Origin of the sequence: Halopelagius inordinatus (assembly GCF_900113245.1) — an archaeon.
In the GTDB taxonomy this organism is placed as follows: Archaea; Halobacteriota; Halobacteria; order Halobacteriales; family Haloferacaceae; genus Halopelagius; species Halopelagius inordinatus.
Genome location: NZ_FOOQ01000009.1, coordinates 1 through 19,196, shown reverse-complemented (window position 1 = coordinate 19,196; position 19,196 = coordinate 1). Strand labels below are relative to the sequence as shown.

Below are 19,196 nucleotides of genomic sequence, written 5' to 3'. Positions count from 1 at the left end.
TCACTCGAACTCGACGTCGTCGCTCGTCGTCACCTCGCCGAACAACCACCCCGCGTGGTCCAGCGCGTACTCTCTGTGTTCGTCCTCTATCGCGCCGATGGCGTCTTCGACCAACACGGGGCGGAAGTCGCGCAATCCCGCGCTTCCGGCGGTGTGAAGGACACAGACGTTCGCCAGTGTGCCGCAGATGACCAACTCGTCGATGCCGTGGGCGTTCAGCCACCCTTCGAGTTCGGTCCGGTGGAACGCGTCGTACGTGTGCTTGACGACGACGTGGTCCTCCTCGCGCACGTCGAGTTCGGAGACGAGTTCCGTCTCCCACGTCCCCTCGACGACGTGTTCGCCCCAGCGTTCGAACTCGTCGTAGTAGTGGCTGTCTTCGAACTGTTCCGGCGGATGGACGTCGCGCGTGTACACCACCGTCGCGTCCGCCTCGCGCGCGTCGTCGACGAGGGCGGCCACGTCGTCTACGACCGCCTCGCTCCCCGGGGCGTACAGGCTTCCGTCGGGGTGACAAAACCCGTTCTGCACGTCGACGACTACCAGGGCGGTTCGCTCCGAGTCGAACGTGTACTCGCTCATACCACCACGTTGTCCGTCGCTCGACAAAACTGTACGGCGACCGGTCACCGGTCACCGGTCGATTCGCCGCCTATCACCGACTCCGGGGGCTGCCGCCTCTGTAGTCGATGCGGAAAGCTACTTCAGACCGCGGGCCGTCAAATCGTACAATGCCACCGCGCCACGGGCTCGTCGCCGCGGCCCTCGCTTTGCTGCTCGTCTCCGCTGGCTGTGCCGCGCCCGCGACGAACCCGAACGCCGACGCCGACGACTCAGGCTCCGACGCACCGACGCCCGCGACGCCGGGCGAGAACTTCTCGGACCCAGAGACGGACGTTCTCGGGTGGGAGGACGGCTACTGGTACGACGAACCGATAGACGTCGACCAATCCGACGGACTCTCCGACACCGAACTCCGGGCGTTCGTCGGCCGGGCGATGGCCCGCGTCGAGTACATCCGACACAAGGAGTTCCGAGAACGCGTGTCGGTCGAATCGCTCTCGCGGGCGGCGTACCGAAACCGCTCTACCGGCACGCCGTCGTCGTCGTCCGGTCCGAGCGAGTTCGACCAGTGGAACAACCAGGTGTGGGAGGCGCTCTTTATCACCGGTGAGACGGAGGACAGTCAATCGACCATCAGCGGTACGCGCGACTCCGCCGTCGCGGGCTTTTACTCGCCCCGCGACGACCAGATAAAGATAATCACGAACTCTCCGGACTCGCCGACGATAAACAACGCGACGCTCGTTCACGAACTCGTGCACGCGCTTCAGGACCAGCATTACGACCTGACGAAACGGAAGTACTCCGGGGAGACCCAAGACGGCGACTTGGCCGTAGACGGTGCCGTCGAAGGTGACGCGAAGTACGTCGAACTCCGCTACGACGAGATGTGCGAGGGCGAGTGGAGTTGCGTCCCCGCGCCGCAACGGGGCCAATCGTCCGAGTCGTCCTCCTCGGACGGACGGAACTACGGTATCTTCCTCACCATCTTCCAACCCTACTCCGACGGTCCGGTGTTCATCTCCGAACACTACCAAAGCGGCGGGTGGGAGGCGGTGGACGACCAGTTAGAGAACCCGCCGGAGTCCACCGAACAGGTCATCCACGGGACGGACGACGAACCGGTGCCGATAGCGTTCAGAGACCGAGGCCGAAACGGCTGGTCGACGTTCGAGAGTCAGGGCCAAGACGGGTCAGACACCGTCGGGGAGGCGTCTATCTTCTCCATGTTCTGGTATCAGGCCCGAACTACCGGCGCAGACACAGTCAACCCGCGGGGCCTCTTTCAGCCCGACAGCCGATACGACACGTACAACTACGACGCGAAACCGTCGAACGGGTGGGGCAACGACCGCCTGTTCCCGTACAAGAAGGGCTCCGGCGACGCCGCCGAGCAAAACTCGGCGGGCAACCAGACGCAGTCTGGTGACGCGCGCGAGTTCGGCTACGTCTGGGTGACCGAGTGGGACTCCGAAGCCGACGCGCGGCAGTTCCAGAACGCGTATCGGAACATGCTGTCCGCGCACGACGCGACGGAACGCGGCGAGAACACGTACGTCGTCCCCGACGGCGAGTTCGAAGACGCGTTCCGCGTGACGCGCGATGGAACCCGCGTCGTCATCGTCAACGGACCCGACCCCGGCGACCTGAACGACATCCGCCCGCGAGACGCCTGACTGACTCCTCGCGAATTCTTTTGTCCGACCGGACCGACCGATAGTATGTGATCGTCACGCACGACCACGTCGTCACGCTTCTCGTGGCCGCGACGCTTCTGGTCTCGGGGTGTGCCGCGCCCGTCGCAGAGTCGAACTACGGGGCGTGGCCGGACGACCCACGGACCGACCGAATCGGCTGGGAGAGCGGCTACTGGTACAACGAGTCCATAGACGTAGACCAGTCCGACGGCCTGAACGCCACCGAACGCGACGCCTTCGTCGCCCGGACGATGGCCCGCGTCGAACGCGTCCGCGGGCTCGAATTCGAGGAGTCGGTGGACGTGGACGTGCTGACGCGCGCGGAGTACCGCGAGCAGTCGGGCGGCGACGGGGAGGCCGCCGGTCCGGGCTGGAACGACCAACTGTGGGAGGCGCTCCTGTTGGTCGGCGAGGACAGGACCGTCGAATCGGTGTTCGACGACCTGTACGGCGACGCCGTCCTCGGCTACTACTCGCCCTCCGAGGAGCGAATCGTCGTCGTCAGCGACGCCGAGAACCCGGTGATAGACAGAGCGACGCTGGCGCACGAACTGATGCACGCGCTCCAGTACCAGCAGTTCGACGTCCGCGGCGCGCCCCGGACGCTCGACGGCCGCCTCGCCGAGGACGGCCTCGTCGAAGGCGACGCGCGGTACGTCGAGCGACTGTACGAGGAACGCTGCGACGGCGAGTGGGACTGCGTTTCACGACCCGACCGAGAGATACCCAGAGACGACTTCGACCGCGGGGTGTACTTGACCATCTACGCGCCGTACAGCGAAGGCCCGACGTTCGTCCGGTCGCTTCGGGACCGCGGCGGGTGGGACGCCGTCGACGCGGCGTACGCGAACCACCCGGCGTCCACAGAGCAGATACTCCACCCCGAGGCGTACCCCGACGACAGACCGGTCGAAGTCGCGGTGCCCGACAGGGCGGCCGACCCGTGGTCGCGGTTCGACCGCGAACCGGTCGGAAGCACCGTCGGCGAAGCGCCCATCTTCGTGATGCTCCTCAGGCGGGGTGCGATACCTTCGGCGACGCTCGAACGCGACACCGGCGCGTACTCGCGGTACAACTACGAGGCGAACGCGAGTGCCGGGTGGGCGGGCGACGCCGTCGTTCCGTACCGAAGCGACGGCGGTGAGTTCGGTTACGTCTGGGCCACCGAGTGGGAGACAAAGCGAGACGCGGCGGAGTTTTCGGCCGCCTACGAGACGGCGCTTCGGACGGGACTGAACGCGACGCGGGCGGGGCCGAACACGTTCGTCGTCGAGGACGGGCCGTACGCCGACGCGTTCCGCGTGACGCGCCGGGGAACTCGCGTCACGGTCGTCAACGCGCCGACGAGGGGGCAGTTAGACGCCGTCCACGAGCGGCCCCGGTAGAGAAAGCACTTACCGGATACTCCCCACTGGGTGTCTATGGACCTCCGCACACTTCTCGTCGCGGCCCTCGTCGTTCTCGCGGGTTGTTCGGGCGCGCCGGGTTCTCCCGACTCGGACGCGCGGACGGAGACGGAATCGACGACGACCGAACCGGAGGCCGAACTGACCGAGGCGTCCGGGTCTGTGACGAACGCGGCGCCGAACGCGAGCGGTCGGGCGTCGTCGACGCAGGACTGCTCTGCAGTTCTCTATCTCGAAGCCGTCGAGCACCCGACGAACGAGACGGCTCTGGCCTACGGTAACCTCTCCGCGGAGCGAAAAGCCGAGTTCGACATGGCACTCGTCGAGGGGAGCGCGGAACTCGAAGAGAGCGGAGAGGGATACCGGTTCTGGGTCGACCGTCCGTACGTCGAACACGACGGCAACGTCTACCGGGCGGACGTCGCCGTCTGCTGACAGCCGTCGCGTCGGCGGTGACTCTCCGTCGGTCGCGCGTGCCGAACACGTGACCTTTTCGTTGCTCCGCGAATAGCCACCCCTATGACTACGTTCGACATCGTCGGTGAGGACGCTATCCGCGACGGGAGCGCCACCGACGCGTACTTCGAGCGAACGGAGACGACGCTTCGACACGCGGGGAAGAACCCGCACGTCGTCGCCGAAGTGACGGCGGATCAGTTCTCGACCGGCGAGTACGAACTGCTCGCCGGGGTGAAAGACGCCGCCGCACTCCTCGAAGGACGCGACGTAGACGTCGACGCTATCCCCGAGGGCCGCCTGTTCGACGGCGGCCCGGTGATGCGAATCGAGGGGCCGTACCTGGAGTTCGCCCGGTTCGAAACCTCGCTTTTGGGCTTTCTCTCGCACGCCTCCGGCGTCGCGACGGCGGCACTCGACGTGCGCCGGGCCGCGCCGGACAGTCGCGTCCTCTCTTTCGGCGCGCGGCACGTCCACCCCTCTATCGCCGCGATGGTAGAGCGAAGCGCACTCGTCGCGGGAGTAGACGGCATCTCGCACGTCGCGGCGGGCGAGATTCTCGGCCACGAGGCGTCCGGGACGATGCCGCACGCTCTGTTGATCTGTTTCGGCCGCGGAAATCAGGAAGACGCGTGGGTAACGTTCGACGAGGCGGTGGACGACTCCGTTCCGCGTGTGGCCCTCTGTGACACCTACAGCGACGAGGTGGACGAGGTGCTCCGGGCGGTGGACGCACTCGGTGACCGCCTCGATAGCGTCCGCCTCGACACCACCTCCTCGCGCCGCGGCGACTTCCGGCACATCGTCCGCGAGGTGCAGTGGATGCTCGACGCGCACGACGCGGACGTGGAGGTGTTCGTCTCCGGCGGCCTCGGCCCGACGGAACTGAGACACCTCCGCGACGTGGCCGACGGGTTCGGCGTCGGCGGCTACGTCTCGAACGCCGACCCGGTGGATTTCGCACTCGACATCGTCGAGATAGAGGGCCGCGAGGCGGCAAAGCGCGGCAAACTCACCGGCGCGAAGGAGGTGTACCGGACGCCCGAGGGCGGCCACCGAATCGAGTTCCGCGGGCGCGAGGAGTCCGCGGACGGCGAACGACTGCTCGAACCCCTCCTCCGCGACGGCGAACTCGTCGACGGCGTCTCCTTCGACGTCGACGCGGCGGCCGAACGGGCCGCGCGCGACGCCGACCTGACGGCGTACGGGGCAGACGACTCCTGACGGGGAGACGCCGAGAACGCCGTCGCTTCCGGCGCGACGACCGACCGCGAAAAGTGACACGAGAGGCGCAGAAGCCGTCGGCGGCCGTTCGGGCCCGCCGACCCCCCTTCCCCGCTCCCGTTTTCGGTTCCGTTACAGTTCTTCGACGCTGCCGCCGTCGGCGCGTTCGCGGAACACCTGTCCCTCGAACAGCGTCACCATGGCGTCCTCGTCTTGCCACGCGAGTGGCGGCAGCCCCGCCTTCCGGCAGGCGTGGGTGAGGAACTGCTCTTCGCTCCAACCGTTTTCGACCGGTATCGTCGGGTAGAGCCAGCCGTGTTGCCCGTCCATGTCGACGGCGACGCCGTGTGTGCCGAGTTCGATATCGGCCACCGGGTCGTTCGTTAGGACGTGATTACAGACGATACAGACGGAGATATTCAGGTTCGGAAGCTCCGGCTGTTCTATCTCGGAGCCACAGGAATCGCCGGACGCGGCCTGGATGGCGGCGTCCACGATGGCGTGGCCCAGTTGGTCTTTTCCGCGGTAGGCGCCGGCACACCCCCGTAGCCGCCCCCGTCCCCGCGTGGATTGTATTCGTACGAATGCCCCCGTTCGAGCGTAGAATGCATCGCGCATACTACCTGGCTGTTCACGTTGCCCGTGAAGAACATACGATTCGACCGATTCCCGCGCTAATTCGACCGCCCTCGCCCCATCCTCGTAGGTGAGGTGTACGGTCTGCGCCTCGGACATATCTATTCTTATGCATTGGTTTAACTTGAACGCTTCCCTTGTCACCACCAGTTTCGGGGCTTGATTCCCGCCCAAGCCACCGAGAAACGTGAGGGGGTCCCTCGAATCGAACGGCTTATGCGATAAAACCGAGTAGTCTCGACTGGCAGAGAGAGCCCGGTTCCCGTGCCCCGCATCCGCGAGGCATGAGGAAAGTCCCCCCACCGTCCGGACAGGTGACCGGGCGCAAGCCCGGAGTCGGAGACGGCTGGCTCTGAAACAGAAACGAGACCCCTCGACCCGACCGATGATGCGTGCGAACCGACCCGTAAGGGAAGGGAGTTAACCCGCAGAGGGATGCGCGGTCACTTCGTGGCCGCGCGCGGACGGTCGAGAACGGATGGAACGGTGAATCCTCACCGGTGCAAGTCCGCGCCGCCAAGGTAGTCCGGACAGCACCCTCGGGACGGCCCGAGGTGCCCCCGGAGTCGTCCGGGGAGGACGCGGACGCTTAGCCGAATGCCGGGACGAACAGAAGGGGGCTTACTCCTCTCAGCCGCACCCGACGCGGAGAGACGAATAAGCGTTCTGTTATTATATCGGCCGAACGTCCATAGCAAGCATTCCCACCCGAGCGGCCGTATTTGGTAGCCGAATTAATAACCCGTGACCTCCTAGCGACAACTATGAGCAGAGACGACGAGCACCGCGGTCACGACCACGACTCGCCGGAGGGCGAGTGCGGGTCCGGGGACGACTGCGGGTGCGACGCCGACGGACCGACCGCCGAACGAGAGGCGGGCGCGTCGGCCGCCGAGACGGACGAGGTGACGGAGACGCCCGCGGACGGGGGCGGCGTCGAGACGCTTCGCCTCTCGGTGCCGGAGATGGACTGCGCCTCCTGCGCGGAGAAAGTCGAAACGAGCGTCCGCGCGGACGCGGGCGTCAGAGACGTGGACCCCCAACCGACGACGGGGACGCTGTACGTCGATTACGACCCCGGAGAGACGACGACAGACGGCGTCAGAGAACGCGTCGAAGCGGCCGGGTACTCGGTTCTCGGCGAGGAGACGGCGACGTTCGACGTGCCCGATATGGACTGCGCCTCCTGCGCCGGGAAAGTCGAGTCGGCGCTTCGGTCCGTCGAGGGCGTCGGTGACGTGGACACCCAACCGACCCTCGGGGAAGTCGCCGCCTCCTTCGACCCCGACGTGACCTCGCGCGGACGCCTCGTCGCCGCCATCGAGGGCGCGGGCTACGACGTCGTCGACGACGACGCGGACGCCGGCGAGTCGCGCGACGTCTGGACGAGTCCGCGCGCGTTGAAGACGTGGACGGGCGCGGCGTTCCTCGTCGTGGGACTGGCGCTGGAGTTCGTCTTCACGGGCTTCGACGCCGTCCTCGCGGCACCTCTCGGCTACGAGATATCCGTCGCGTGGGTGGCCTACGCCGTCGCCGTCGCCGCCGCGGGCGTGCCGGTTCTGCGGAACGGCTACTACTCGGTTCGGAATCTCAACCTCGACATCGACCTGCTGATGTCGGCTGGCATCGTCGGCGCGATAGCGGTCAACATGCCGTTCGAGGCGGCGACGCTTGCGGTCCTGTTCAGCGTCGCGGAGTTGCTCGAACGCTTCTCGATGGACCGCGCGCGCAACTCCCTGCGCGAACTGATGGAACTGTCGCCCGACACGGCGACGGTCCGACGCGGGGGAGAGGAAGTCGTCGTCGCCGCCGAGGACGTGGCCGTCGGCGAGACGGTTCTCGTCCGCCCGGGCGAACGCGTCCCGTTGGACGGCGTCGTCACCGAGGGCGAATCCGCCGTGGACGAATCGCCCATCACCGGCGAGTCCGTCCCCGTGGACCTCTCGCCCGGCGACGAGGCGTACGCGGGCAGCATCGTCGAGGAGGGCTACCTCGAAATAGAGACGACGGCCTCTGCGGGCGACTCGACGCTCTCGCAAGTCGTCGATATGGTCGAGGAGGCCAACCGCGAGAAGACGGAGTCCGAGCAGTTCATCGACCGCTTCGCTCGCTACTACACGCCCGTCATCGTCGTCGGCGCGATACTGACCGCGACGGTGCCGCCACTTCTCGTCTCAGACCCCGTCTCGGTCGGTGCGGCGGGGTACTCCGCCACCTTCGTCGGCGATTGGCGGGTGTGGTTCGTCCGCGCTCTGACGCTCCTCGTCGTGGCGTGTCCCTGCGCGTTCGTCATCTCGACGCCCGTCTCCGTCGTCTCGGGCATCACCTCGGCGGCGCGCAACGGCGTCCTCGTGAAAGGCGGGACGTACCTCGAAGCGATGACCGACGTAGACACCGTCGCCGTCGACAAGACGGGGACGCTCACGACGGGCGAACTCGGCGTCACCGACGTGGTTCCCGTCAACGGCACCTCGGAGGCCGAACTCCTCGGGTGCGCCGCCGCCCTCGAAGCGCGGAGCGAACACCCCATCGCGAAAGCCATCGTCGCCCGCGCCGAAGACGGAGCGGTCCCGAACCGCGAGGTGGAGGGATTCGAGGCGCTCACCGGGAAGGGCGTCCGCGCGGAGTTGGACGGAGAGACCCACTACGCCGGTAAGCCGTCGCTGTTCGCCGAACTCGGATTCGACCTCGAACACACCCACGTCCGGACCGACGGCGGCCTCGCGCCCGAGGCGGCCGCCCGCGACTGCGAACACGGGTCGTACGTGGACTTGGCGAACGAAGTCGTCCCGCGCCTGCAGTCGGAGGGGAAGTCGGTGGTCCTCGTCGGCACGGACACCGAGTTAGAGGGCGTCGTCGCCGTCGCGGACACCGTCCGCCCGGAGGCGGCGTGGACCGTCTCGCGCCTCCGCGAACTCGGCATCGAACGCGTCGTGATGCTCACCGGCGACAACGAGCGAACCGCCGCGGTCATCGGCGAACGCCTCGGCGTCGACGAGGTGCGCGCCGACCTCCTCCCCGAGGAGAAAGTCGATGCGGTGCGCGAACTCGAAGCCGACGGCGGCGTCGCGATGGTCGGCGACGGCGTCAACGACGCCCCCGCCCTCGCCGCCGCCACCGTCGGCATCGCGATGGGTGCGGCCGGAACCGACACCGCGTTGGAGACGGCCGACGTGGCTCTCCTCTCGGACGACCTGACGCGTCTGCCCTACCTCGTCACCCTCTCGCGGAAGACGACGGGCATCATAGAGCAGAACGTCTGGTCGTCGCTCGCGGTGAAGGCCGTCCTCGCCGTCGGCGCGCCCCTCGGACTCGTCAGCGTCGCGTTCGCCATCGTCGTCGGCGACATGGGCATGAGTCTCGGGGTGACGACGAACGCGCTCCGTCTCGCGGGCATCGACCCCGAGTCGGAATCGGGCGACCACGGGTGAGGCCGGACGCGAGGCGAACGTTCTTGTCTCCCCCCGACTTTCACCATTTCAACGATGTCTGTCGTCTCTGTCCGGGCAGTCTCCGTGGCGATACTCGTCGTCCTCGCCGGGTGCGCCGTCCCCGTGGAGGTTCCGTCCGACGGGCCGTTCGGCGCGGACGACGACGCGGGCGACGGGACCGCGGTCTCACAGACCCGAACTGACTCCTCGGGCGACCCGACGGCAGTGGCCTCGTCGCAGACGCCGACTGCGCGTTCGGACCGGACGAGTCCGTGGGGCCAAGAACCGATAGTCGTCGCCGTTCGCGACCCGACGGGCACGGACCGAAACTGGGCTCCGTTGGTCCGCGAGGCGGCGGCCTACTGGGAGGAGAACGCCGAACGATACGCGGGCTACCCCGTCGAGTACGTCGTTCGACCCGACGCCGCGGACCCCGACGTCGCCGTCCGGTTCGTCGAGAGCGTCGACGACTGCGAGAACGCCGCGGAGGCGGCAGGATGCGCGCCACTCATCCAACATAGCGGCCAGATTCAGCGCCCGGTGCAGGTGTCGATTCGGACCGGCTTCTCGGACCAGTCGACGGCTCTCGTTTTGAAACACGAGTTCGGGCACACGCTCGGCCTGACCCACGAGGACGCCCCCGAGGACGTGATGCGGAGTGCGTCCGTGCTGTACACCGAATCGCAACTCGACGCGACCGAACGCGAGTTCCCGTGGGACGACGGGGAGTTCACCGTCTACCTCGATGCGTCCGGCGCGGAGAACCCCGAGGCGGTCCGAAATCAGGTCGAACGCGCCCTCGACTACTACGAGGGCGCGCCGCCGGGCGTCCCCGACAACGTCTCCTTTCGGTTCGTCGGCGACCCCTCGAACGCCGAAGTGACAGTCAGAGTCGCAGAGGACACCCCGTGTTCGGCGGAGGCGGCGTCCTGCGCCGGCACGACCGGGTGGGACCCCGACGGCGACGGGGCAGTCGAGACGTACGCTGGCGTCGAAATCGCACTCGCGGCGGACACGGACACCGACGCCGTCGGATGGCACGTCGGCTACTGGTTGGCGTACGCTCTCGGCATGGAAGACGACGCGGAGAAACCGCCGCCGTTCCGCGACGCCACCTACGAGGAACGCCGAAGCGAGTGGTGGCGGTGACGCCGCGGCCGTCTCGCCGGACCGTTCGACCGACTAACTGTTAACTTCTCGCGCCGGAAACCCGGTCGATATGGCCACCTCCCCCGACTCTCCCCCGCGGGTCGTCTCGTGGGAGCGGTCCTCCTCCGGTCGTCTCCGCGTTGTTCTCAAACACCTCGTCGCGGGCTTTTTCGCGGCGGCCGTCGTCGCCGTCGCCGCTCTCGTCGCCGTCCTCGCAGTCGAGGTAGTCACCGGCGACGACTCCGTGGAGTTTCTCGTCGTCCTCGTTACGTTGCTCTTCGTCGGCGGCCCGTTCTCGCTTCTCTATCTCCTCGCGGCGAACGCGGAGGGCGGCCTTCGCGACCTGTTTCCGTCGCCGGGTCTACGTGCGAGATACGTCCTCCTCGCGATGCCGTTTTCGGCTGCCATCTTCGTCGGCGCGGCGAGTCTCCCGTACGGCGTCGCAGTTCTCGTCTTCGGGGCCATCGTCGCGCAGTTGGTCGTCGCCGCGCGTCAGTCCGCGGGCGAACTGTCCGTCGAAGACGGGTCGGTCCGCATCCTCTCGGGGGTAAAACCGCGCTCGCACGACGTTCGGAAACTCCGCGACTACCGGTCTCTCTCCGTCGGGCGGACGCGCGTCGTCCACCTGCGGTACGCGGGGTCGCTCTCTCTTTCTCCCCCGTTTTTGCTCTTCGTCCCCGAACGAGACTACCCGGCCGTCGAAGCCGCCCTCTCGGAGATAGCCGCGCGCGACTACGGCCTCGACCCGAGCGAAACCTCGCGCGCGGCGAGAGCGGCCCTCGCCGCCTTTGGCGCCCTCTTTTTGGCTCTCGCGGGCGTCGTCGGGTTCGCCACCGGCGGTGAGGAAGCGATACTGATGACGGGCCCGGCGGCCATCGTCGCGTCGTTCGGCGTCCTCTTTTTCGTCGCCGCGTGGGCGGCGTGACCGGCGGGGACGGCGACCATTCTTGGGTCTCGCTCTCGAACGGGCGGCCATGTCCGACTCACCGCCATCTCTCGACGCGGACGAGTTAACGGCCGAACTCGAACGCGCGTTCGACGGCCGAGAACGGGAACGAACCGTCGTCGCTCGGCAGGCGCGTGACCTCGCGGACTCGGGGAAACCGGAGGAAGACCGGGGCGAACCGCTCACCGTCGCGGAGGTGGTCCGCCAGATGGGCGACGCACCGGAGGGGTCGAGCGTCTCCGACCGCTGGAACTGGTGGCTCGGGTCTCTCGAAGCGGCCTACGGCGGCTACCGGGAGTTTCAGGTGACGCGCTTTTAATTCGGGTCGTCGTCGTCGAGTCGGTAGAGAATCTCCGCTGTCAACTCCCGCGCCGCCTCGACGTGGTCTCTCGCGGCGTCGTTCTCGACGTCCTCGACGTTCGACAGCAACTCCGCGACGTGTTCGATTCGCGCCCGCACGACGGTCAGAGACACGTCGGCGTCGCCCGCCCGGGACGGATGTCCCGCGAGCCAAAGCGAGGAGGCGTCCGAGGCGACGGCTTCTGCCTCGCCGAGGTACGCGCTCTCCGGGCGGGCGACCGGCAGTTCGGCCGTCGATTCGAGGCGGTCCGACAGGTCGGCCACGAGTTCGCGAATCGGGGCGCGAGTCCTGTCTCCTGTCATACTCGTCTCTTGCGTCGCGGAGAGTGATGAGTCCTGCGCGCGTCTCACGCCGCGCTCTCGGGCCGCACCGACTGCGCTCGGCCCCGCGCGTCGGCGTCCGAAACTCAGCCGTCGGTCCGGTCGCCGCCGTCCGGCAGTCGACACGAGAACGTCGCTCCCTCGCCCGGTTCGGAGTCGACCCATATCTCCCCGCCGTGGCGTTCGACGATGCGCCGACAGAGCGCGAGTCCGATGCCCGTTCCGGCGTGTTCGTCGCGCGTGTGGAGTCGCTGGAACACCTCGAAGACCCGGTCGGAATCCTCGGGGTCGATGCCGATGCCCTCGTCGCGCACCGAGACGACCCAGTCGTCGCCCTCGCGTTCGGCGGTGATATCGACCCGCGGCGGTTCGTCGCCGCTGTACCGGAGCGCGTTGCTCAGGAGGTTCTGAAACAGTTGGCGGAGTTGGCTGGCGTCGCCCTCGACGCGGGGAAGCGAGTCGCTCTCGATTTCGGCGTCGGTCTCCTCGATTCGCATCCGGAGGTCGTCTCTGACGTCTTCGAGAACCGCGTCGAGGTCCACCGGCCGAAACGAGTCGCCCTGCGTCTCGACGCGCGAGTATCTGAGAAGCGCGTCTATCATCTCGCGCATCCGCTCTGCCCCGTCGACGGCGAAGTCGATGAACTCCCGTCCGTCCTCGTCGAGTGCGTCGGCGTACCGGTTCTCTATCAGCCCGAGATAGCTCGTCACCATCCGAAGCGGCTCCTGTAGGTCGTGAGAGGCGACGTACGCGAACTGCTCTAACCGCTCGTTCGACGCCTCCAGTTTCTCGCGGTACTTTTTTCGCTCCGTGACGTCCTGTAACATCACCATCCCCGCGTAGATGTCGTCGTCGGCGTTCCGGACGGGGAGCGTGTGCGCCAACAGATGTCTGTTCAGGTGCTCCACCTCGAACGTCCGCGATTCGCCGTCGAAGACGGCCTCGAAGTGGGGCTTTATCTCCTCGACCAACTCCTCGGAGTAGCGCTCGTAGATGGAAGTTCCGACCACCTCTCCGGGCGAAATCCCGCGTTCGTGCAGCATCGTGCCGCCGGCGACGGTGTAGGTCAACCCCTCGTCGTACAGCCCCACTGCGCCGTTCGGGAAGTGTTCGACGAGCATTCGGTACCGGCGTTCGCTCTCTTCGAGGGCCCGTTCTCGCGCCTTCCGTTCGGTGATGTCGCGCGCGACGCCGATACGTTCGCGACTGTCGCCCGGCAGCAACGCGAACGTCGCCTCCGCGGCGACGCGACCACCGTCCGCCGTCTGCAACTCCGCTTCGAGCGGTTCGCCGAGGCCCCCCCGTTTCAACTCCGCCTCTATCTCTCTCGCGCGCCCGATGGTGTCGTCGCCGACCACCGTCGAGACGTGCGAACCGAGCAGTTCCTCTCGGGAGTAGCCGGTCAACTCCGTGTACGAGTCGTTGACCATCGTGAAGTAGCCCTCGGCGTCCACCGCGTAGATGCCGTCTTCGACGGCTTCGACTATCGTCTCGTACTTCGCCAGTTCTCGCTCGCGTTCGATGCGTTCGGAGATGTCCCGAACCACCCCGCACCGCCCGTACCCGTCGCCGTCGGGGAACGGGGCGAAATGGCTCTCGACGGGAATCGTCTCGCCCGAACTCGTCCAGAGGTCGAGTTCGATTTTCGCGAGCGTTCGCTCGCCCGAGAGGACCTCTTCTGTCATCGTCTTGGCCTGAGCGGTGATTCCCTCGTTGTGGACTGTCGATGCGGGTTCGCCGAGTAGGTCTTCGCGTTCGTAACCGACCATCTCGCAGAACGCACCGTTGACCATGACGAACCGCGAGTCGGAATCGACGGCGTAGATGCCGTCGTCGACGGTTTCCACGATGGTCTCGTACCGCTCTAGCTCCTGTTCGCGCTTTTTCCGGTCGCTCACGTCGCGGAAGTACACCGAGATTCCCGTCTCGGAGGGGTAGAGGTTCGCCTCCACCCAGAAGCCGAGCATGTCGTAGTACAGTTCGTAACTGGTCGCCTCCTGTGACTCCTTTGCCGTCTCGAAGGCGTCCCAGACGTCGTCTATCTCCCCGGCGGAGGGGAACACGTCCCAGAGACGCTTGCCCAGCAGTTCTTCTTCGGACTGCTGGAGGAGTTCCTCGGCCCGTTCGTTGACGTGCGTGAAGCGGTACTCGTCGTCCACCGCGTAGAACGCGTCGGAGATTCTGCTGAAGAGACGCTGGAGTTCGCTCTCCAGTTCCAGTTCCCGCCGGTGCTGGTCGGTCATGTCGCGGGTGACCTTCAGATAGCCTCGGTGGGTCCCGTCGTCGTCTCGAATCGCAGTGAGAGTCACGTTCGCCCAAAACCGGCTGCCGTCTCGCCTGACGCGCCACCCTTCGTCTTCGATAGACCCCTCCGTTCGCGCCCGTTCGAGGTTTCGCTCGGGGGCGCCCGCCTCCCTGTCGTCGTCGGTGTAGAACGCCGAGATGTGCTCGCCGACTATCTCCGCTTCGTCGTAGCCTTTGATTCTCTCTGCGCCCTCGTTCCAACTGGCGACGCGGCCCTCCGCGTCGAGTCGGAAGATGGCGTACTCCTCGACGGCGTCGGCGAGAGAGCGGAACTGTTCTTCCGTCTCTCTGCGGGCATCGGCCGTCCGCCCGCAGTCGCGGACGACGCCGAGACTCCCGCGGAACTTGCCGTCTTCGACGAGCGGACTCACTCGGAGTTCGCGGCGAACCGCTTCGCCTCCGGCCGTTCGGAGGCCGACTTCGATGGGGGTGACGTCTCGGCTCTGCGACTGCAGTCTGCGCGATATCTCGCGGGCCGCCCGTTCGGCGCCGTCGTCGGCCAAGAGAACAGAGGCGTGTTCGCCGAGGAGTTCCTCGCGGGCGTGGCCCGTCGTCTCCAGAAGTTCGTCGTTCACCGCGAGGACCCGTCCCTCGGCGTCGAGATGGTAGATTCCGTCGTCGAGCGTATCGGTGAGCGTCTGATACCGACGGAGTGCTACGTCGCCGTCGGCATCTCCCCACAATGCCTCTGGGGTAGCATCCGGATTGGTACTCATTGTATCTAAGAGACTCTTCGGAAAGTTAAACCACTCGTCGTCCGTGAGACAGTCACACGTGGCCGTTCGCGGAGTCTGCTACACCGTCACCTTCTCGCCCAGTTCCGGCGCCGACGCGTCGAACCCCTCGCCGTCGAGTTCCTCGGCGAACGCCTCGCACCGGTCGCCGTGGTTCACGAGCACTCGACTGTCCCGATAGGAGTCGAGCAGGCTCAGTACCCCCTCGCGGTCGGCGTGCGCGGAGAAATCGTACCACTCGACGCGCGCGCTTATCGGCATCACCCGACCGTCTATCTCCGCGCGCCCGGAGTCGAGCAGTTCCCGTCCCGGCGTCCCCTCGACCTGATAGCCGGTGAGCGCGACTTTGTTCGTCGGACTCGCCCGTATCTCGGGGACGTACGTCATCGCAGGTCCGCCCGAGAGCATTCCGCTCGTCGTCACGATGACCGTGTTCTGCGCGGCGATTCGCTTTCTCTGCCCGTCGCGGCCGGTGACGAAGCGAGCGTTCGACGTCGCGCGCTTGAGTGCTTCGGGGTCCCGGACGAACGTCGGGTGCTGGCGAAGCATCCGAGTCACTTCCTTGCCCATCCCGTCGACGTAGCAGTCGATGTCGTTCGCTTCGCAGACGAGAAGCATCTCCTGCGTCCGGCCGATGGCGAACGCGGGGACGACGACGGTGCCGCCGTCCCAGACGGTCGTCTCGACGCTCTCGACGAACCGGTCTTCGATGCGTCGGCGCGGTTCGTGTTCGACGTCCGAGTAGGTGCTCTCACAGACGACCGCGTCGGCGTCGGGGCGGGCGGTAGAGGCCGACACCAACCGCTGGTCTTCGGTGTGGAAGTCGGCGGTGTAGAACAGTCGCGTCTCGCCGTCGTCCACGAGGACGTGGGCGCTTCCGGGGATGTGACCCGCGTTGTAGAACGTCACCTCGTGGCCCGCCGCCTCGAACGTCTCTCGGTAGCCGTGGGTCTCAGACACCTGCGTGACGCGCTTTATCTCCGCCTCGGTGAACGGGCAGTTGTAGGACCCGCCGTGGAGTTTGAGCGTGTCGCGAGCGAGCGTGAGCGCCAGTTCGCGAGTCGGCGGCGTCCAGTGAATCGGCGGGCGTCGGTCCCCCGAGAGGAGGGAGGGGACCGACCCGACGTGGTCGAGGTGGCCGTGACTGACGACGACGGCGTCCGGGTCGAGCGCGTCCACCGGAAACTGCGGGGGGTTCCCGGTCGAAATCCCGTAATCCAAAAGGAGGCTGTCGTTGACGAGGATGGCGCTTCGACCGACCTCGCGCGCGCCGCCCAGAAACCGGATGTCCATTGCGAGTCGGTAGTCGGGCGGGCCGTTTGGCTTCGTCGCTTCGCCGGTGCGGTTGCCCGCGAGGCGTTCGCGCGAGTCGCCGCCGCGAAGACGGCGACGTTAGCGGTCGGCCTCTCGGAGGTCGATATCCCCGCGACTGGTGACCGTGACGCGCACGCCTTCGTAGGTGAACGAGATGTTCGCGGTGTTTCGGTCGCCGACCGGCGAGAACAGACCGTTCAACGCGTCGGCGTCGATACTCTCTGCCAGCGGGTCGAGTTCGAGGGGGTCGACTCCGCGAAACGCCGCGACGGCTTCGACGACCTGGAGACCGAGGGGGTCTCCGCCCGAGTAGTACGGCTCTCTGTCGGACGGACCGTCTCCGAGTGGTGAGGTGGGTGGCATACGTGTTCTGGAACGGAGCGTCCAGCACGGACCGAGACGCGGCGTCTCGTCGGCGTCGCGTTCGAGGCGTGCGGGGCCTGCCCGGAAGCGCGTTCGCCCCGTTCTGTACGGGACGTATCGGCCGCCGTCGATATAACAACTTGCGTCCGCGCGCTCTCCGCTCGGTCGGTCGCGGTCGCCCCGCCTCTCAGTTATCGACGGCGGTCAGGCGCTCGAACGCCCGCGTCGGGAATCGAGGCTCGACTCTGCTCGGCGGACGGCCCGCGCCGTCGGACTCGTCGGCTTGGACCCGCGCGATGATGTCCTGTTCGGCCAGTTCGTAGAGGTAGCGCCGTATCGTGCTCGCCGAGAGCGACGACCGGGACGCGAGGGCGTCCGCCGTCTTCTGTACCGACGAGCGGTCGGCGTCGTCGAGTTCCAGCAGGTAGCGCAACACCTCCTGTCTGTTGTCCGCGAGTGCGAGGACGCGGCCGAGCGACGCGCAGGGACGCGGCACCGAGTCGATACCGGCCCGGAGGTGACGCTCCTCTATCACCGTCGCTCCGTCGTCGAGTGCGGCGTCGACGCTTCCGAGAAGCGCCGCGAGTGCGTCGTGGGCGTCTCCCTCCGACCACGTCGCGAGCGTGCGAATCTGGTCGTGGGTGACGGCGTCGCGCGCCAGTCCCGCGGTGGTTCGGCTGGTGAGGATGTCCGTCACCTCGGCGCGGTGGTACGGCGTCAGTTCGACCACCGAAGCGTCGGACACCGCCGCCGGGGCCGTCGCGGGGCGCGCGCGCCCGACAGCGACCACCGCCACGTCGCGACTCCACTCCTCGCGTTCGGTCGAGAGCCACTCCAAGAGCGTCGGGTCTACGTCGTCGACGTGGTCGAGTGCGACGACGAGCGACTGCGTCCGGAGGGTCTGTCGAATCCGCCGGCGCAGTTCGTCCGTCGAGAGTCCTCGCCGGGGAACGGACTCCTCGGTGGACTCGTCGAGCAGTCGGTGGGAGAACTCGAACTCGCTCGTCGCCGTCCGCACGTCGACGTACGCGAAGATGGTCCCCGACTCGCTTCCGCTCCGAGTCGTCGTCTGTATCGTGTTCGTCGGCGAGGAGAGATGCCGAGAGAGATGCCGGAACAGCGCGGTCACGACGGCGGACTTTCCGGACCCCGACGGGCCGTGGACGTAGACGTCGTCGGGCGTCTCGCCGTCGAACACGGGGTCGAGTCGGTCCAGCAGTCGCTCGATGGTCGCGCCGCGTCCGACCGGACTCTCCGGGTGCCAGACGGGGCTCAACACGGTTTCTTCGACGAGCAACCGTCTCCGTTCCCCCCGACGTTTCCGCTGGAGGATTCGTTCTTCGATGTTCATTCAGTCGAACCGGGTTCCGACCGGCCGTCCTTCAGTTGCCGATTGGGTACGGCCGGTAATAAATTTGCGAGAGCGGTTAGATTCCGAGCGTCGCGACCCACGAACTGTCGGGGAAGACACCGACGGCGTACAGGACGAACACGAGGAACGTCCCGAAGACGATAGCCGCCGCGGGCGGGTCCCAGTGAGTGTCCCCGTGCGCGTAGAAGATACGCTGGAACAGTTCACCGAACAGACCGCACGCGAGGCCGAACACGCCGGCCACGAGGAGTGCCACGGCCGCGGACCCCTGGCTCCCGCCCGCGGTGAACGCGAGCGCCGCCGTACCCGCGGGTAGCGTCATGTGGTGGGTGACCGGAATCCGCTCGACGCCGAGGTTCAAGAACAGCAGCGACGCCGCGCTGATACCGAACGCGAGGAACGCGCTGCCCGTCGCCATCGCGATGTAGCCGCCGAAGATGCCGGCGACTGCGCCCATCGCCGCGACGTTCCCCCACTCGTACTGGTGGGGAAGCCACGGTTCGACCGCCAGACGGTTCACCGTGCCGCCGTCGGCGACTGCGCCGCCTCCGGGGGCGGACCCGTCCGCGGTTCGCATCTCTTCGCGTTCGAACGGCGTCATGTCGAGAATCCCCTTGCCGCGGACCTTCCCGATGACGTCGTACCCGAGAATGAGACGGTGGAACAGCGCAGAGAGCACGACGCCCATCGCGATGTGGTCGTACGGCATGGCGAACGTGGCCGAAATCACCGTCAGCCAGTAGCCGAGGATGCCGAACACTCCACCCACCGCGAGCACGTCGGGTTTCGTCCCGAGTGCGAAGGCGATGTCCTTTGCGTTGTGGTAGTCGAAGCCAGACTGCATGTAGCCGCGTTTCGCGGCGTACGCGGCGGCGGCGGCGCCGCCGGCGAAACTGATGGCGGGCGAGAACGGCGCGCC

16 protein-coding genes and 1 other RNA gene are annotated in these 19,196 nt (G+C 67.0%); 9 read left to right on the top strand and 8 right to left on the bottom strand.

Going from position 1 to position 19,196, the window contains the following annotated elements; genetic code table 11:
• Nucleotides 1-582 carry a cysteine hydrolase family protein gene (locus tag BM167_RS17215; RefSeq protein ID WP_092893968.1) on the bottom strand — a complete coding sequence of 194 codons (582 nt, stop codon included), beginning with the start codon at nucleotides 580-582 and terminating at the stop codon, nucleotides 1-3.
• Between the two features lie 149 nt (nucleotides 583-731).
• Between BM167_RS17215 and BM167_RS17210 the strand changes: the two genes are divergently transcribed.
• The 4 genes from BM167_RS17210 to BM167_RS17195 all read left to right on the top strand — a co-directional run bounded on the left by BM167_RS17210 (nucleotide 732) and on the right by BM167_RS17195 (nucleotide 5,347).
• Nucleotides 732-2,240: an Hvo_1808 family surface protein gene (locus tag BM167_RS17210; protein ID WP_092893967.1), complete on the top strand. Its 1,509-nt coding sequence runs from the start codon at nucleotides 732-734 to the stop codon at nucleotides 2,238-2,240.
• A gap of 47 nt (nucleotides 2,241-2,287) precedes the next feature.
• Complete coding sequence (locus BM167_RS17205) at nucleotides 2,288-3,646, top strand: Hvo_1808 family surface protein (protein ID WP_245781409.1); 1,359 nt, start codon at nucleotides 2,288-2,290, stop codon at nucleotides 3,644-3,646.
• Between the two features lie 36 nt (nucleotides 3,647-3,682).
• Nucleotides 3,683-4,102, top strand: a complete 420-nt coding sequence (locus tag BM167_RS17200) for a DUF7979 domain-containing protein (protein WP_092893966.1) — start codon at nucleotides 3,683-3,685, stop codon at nucleotides 4,100-4,102.
• Nucleotides 4,103-4,186: 84 nt separating this feature from the next.
• On the top strand, nucleotides 4,187-5,347 hold the full coding sequence (locus tag BM167_RS17195; RefSeq protein WP_092893965.1) for a nicotinate phosphoribosyltransferase: 1,161 nt from the start codon (nucleotides 4,187-4,189) through the stop codon (nucleotides 5,345-5,347).
• A gap of 132 nt (nucleotides 5,348-5,479) precedes the next feature.
• Here the strand turns inward: BM167_RS17195 and BM167_RS17190 are convergent, their stop codons facing one another.
• Nucleotides 5,480-6,082, bottom strand: a complete 603-nt coding sequence (locus BM167_RS17190) for a TIGR00296 family protein (protein ID WP_092893964.1) — start codon at nucleotides 6,080-6,082, stop codon at nucleotides 5,480-5,482.
• A 144-nt stretch (nucleotides 6,083-6,226) separates the two neighbouring features.
• Between BM167_RS17190 and rnpB the strand changes: the two genes are divergently transcribed.
• The 5 genes from rnpB (at nucleotide 6,227) to BM167_RS17165 (ending at nucleotide 11,828) form a co-directional block, all read left to right on the top strand.
• An RNA gene (rnpB, locus tag BM167_RS17185) (RNase P RNA component) lies at nucleotides 6,227-6,619 on the top strand.
• A gap of 128 nt (nucleotides 6,620-6,747) precedes the next feature.
• Nucleotides 6,748-9,414, top strand: coding sequence for a heavy metal translocating P-type ATPase (locus BM167_RS17180; protein ID WP_092893963.1), 2,667 nt, complete (start codon nucleotides 6,748-6,750; stop codon nucleotides 9,412-9,414).
• Nucleotides 9,415-9,468: 54 nt separating this feature from the next.
• Nucleotides 9,469-10,563 carry a matrixin family metalloprotease gene (locus BM167_RS17175; RefSeq protein WP_092893962.1) on the top strand — a complete coding sequence of 365 codons (1,095 nt, stop codon included), beginning with the start codon at nucleotides 9,469-9,471 and terminating at the stop codon, nucleotides 10,561-10,563.
• A 70-nt stretch (nucleotides 10,564-10,633) separates the two neighbouring features.
• Nucleotides 10,634-11,488, top strand: coding sequence for a hypothetical protein (locus tag BM167_RS17170; RefSeq protein ID WP_092893961.1), 855 nt, complete (start codon nucleotides 10,634-10,636; stop codon nucleotides 11,486-11,488).
• 49 nt (nucleotides 11,489-11,537) lie between these two features.
• Nucleotides 11,538-11,828 (top strand): WNWW family protein, encoded by a 291-nt coding sequence (locus tag BM167_RS17165; RefSeq protein ID WP_092893960.1) that lies wholly within the window; start codon nucleotides 11,538-11,540, stop codon nucleotides 11,826-11,828.
• Here the strand turns inward: BM167_RS17165 and BM167_RS17160 are convergent.
• The 6 genes from BM167_RS17160 to BM167_RS17135 all read right to left on the bottom strand — a co-directional run.
• Nucleotides 11,825-12,172 (bottom strand): DUF8152 family protein, encoded by a 348-nt coding sequence (locus tag BM167_RS17160; RefSeq protein ID WP_092894019.1) that lies wholly within the window; start codon nucleotides 12,170-12,172, stop codon nucleotides 11,825-11,827. The genes BM167_RS17165 and BM167_RS17160 overlap by 4 nt on opposite strands.
• A 104-nt stretch (nucleotides 12,173-12,276) precedes the next feature.
• Entirely contained in the window at nucleotides 12,277-15,210 is a 2,934-nt protein-coding gene (locus BM167_RS17155; protein ID WP_092893959.1) for a PAS domain S-box protein, read from the bottom strand.
• Between the two features lie 78 nt (nucleotides 15,211-15,288).
• Nucleotides 15,289-16,521: an MBL fold metallo-hydrolase gene (locus BM167_RS17150; RefSeq protein ID WP_092893958.1), complete on the bottom strand. Its 1,233-nt coding sequence runs from the start codon at nucleotides 16,519-16,521 to the stop codon at nucleotides 15,289-15,291.
• A 99-nt stretch (nucleotides 16,522-16,620) separates the two neighbouring features.
• A complete protein-coding gene (locus tag BM167_RS17145) occupies nucleotides 16,621-16,905 on the bottom strand; it encodes a HalOD1 output domain-containing protein (RefSeq protein ID WP_092893957.1) in 285 nt (94 codons plus the stop codon).
• A gap of 187 nt (nucleotides 16,906-17,092) precedes the next feature.
• Nucleotides 17,093-18,256 carry a Cdc6/Cdc18 family protein gene (locus BM167_RS17140; RefSeq protein WP_092893956.1) on the bottom strand — a complete coding sequence of 388 codons (1,164 nt, stop codon included), beginning with the start codon at nucleotides 18,254-18,256 and terminating at the stop codon, nucleotides 17,093-17,095.
• A 76-nt stretch (nucleotides 18,257-18,332) separates the two neighbouring features.
• The coding region (locus BM167_RS17135; RefSeq protein WP_143095538.1) for a DUF7973 family transport facilitator at nucleotides 18,333-19,196 on the bottom strand (864 nt) is incomplete at its 5' end.

Bases quoted from the DNA above. Each gene is read 5' to 3' on its own strand.
- BM167_RS17215 (WP_092893968.1), bottom strand. From the start codon at position 582: ATGAGCGAGTACACGTTCGACTCGGAGCGAACCGCCCTGGTAGTCGTC.
- BM167_RS17160 (WP_092894019.1), bottom strand. From the start codon at position 12,172: ATGACAGGAGACAGGACTCGCGCCCCGATTCGCGAACTCGTGGCCGAC.
- BM167_RS17180 (WP_092893963.1), top strand. From the start codon at position 6,748: ATGAGCAGAGACGACGAGCACCGCGGTCACGACCACGACTCGCCGGAG.
- BM167_RS17140 (WP_092893956.1), bottom strand. From the start codon at position 18,256: ATGAACATCGAAGAACGAATCCTCCAGCGGAAACGTCGGGGGGAACGG.
- BM167_RS17165 (WP_092893960.1), top strand. From the start codon at position 11,538: ATGTCCGACTCACCGCCATCTCTCGACGCGGACGAGTTAACGGCCGAA.
- BM167_RS17175 (WP_092893962.1), top strand. From the start codon at position 9,469: ATGTCTGTCGTCTCTGTCCGGGCAGTCTCCGTGGCGATACTCGTCGTC.
- BM167_RS17150 (WP_092893958.1), bottom strand. From the start codon at position 16,521: ATGGACATCCGGTTTCTGGGCGGCGCGCGCGAGGTCGGTCGAAGCGCC.
- BM167_RS17170 (WP_092893961.1), top strand. From the start codon at position 10,634: ATGGCCACCTCCCCCGACTCTCCCCCGCGGGTCGTCTCGTGGGAGCGG.
- BM167_RS17155 (WP_092893959.1), bottom strand. From the start codon at position 15,210: ATGAGTACCAATCCGGATGCTACCCCAGAGGCATTGTGGGGAGATGCC.
- BM167_RS17210 (WP_092893967.1), top strand. From the start codon at position 732: ATGCCACCGCGCCACGGGCTCGTCGCCGCGGCCCTCGCTTTGCTGCTC.
- BM167_RS17195 (WP_092893965.1), top strand. From the start codon at position 4,187: ATGACTACGTTCGACATCGTCGGTGAGGACGCTATCCGCGACGGGAGC.
- BM167_RS17190 (WP_092893964.1), bottom strand. From the start codon at position 6,082: ATGTCCGAGGCGCAGACCGTACACCTCACCTACGAGGATGGGGCGAGG.
- BM167_RS17145 (WP_092893957.1), bottom strand. From the start codon at position 16,905: ATGCCACCCACCTCACCACTCGGAGACGGTCCGTCCGACAGAGAGCCG.
- BM167_RS17200 (WP_092893966.1), top strand. From the start codon at position 3,683: ATGGACCTCCGCACACTTCTCGTCGCGGCCCTCGTCGTTCTCGCGGGT.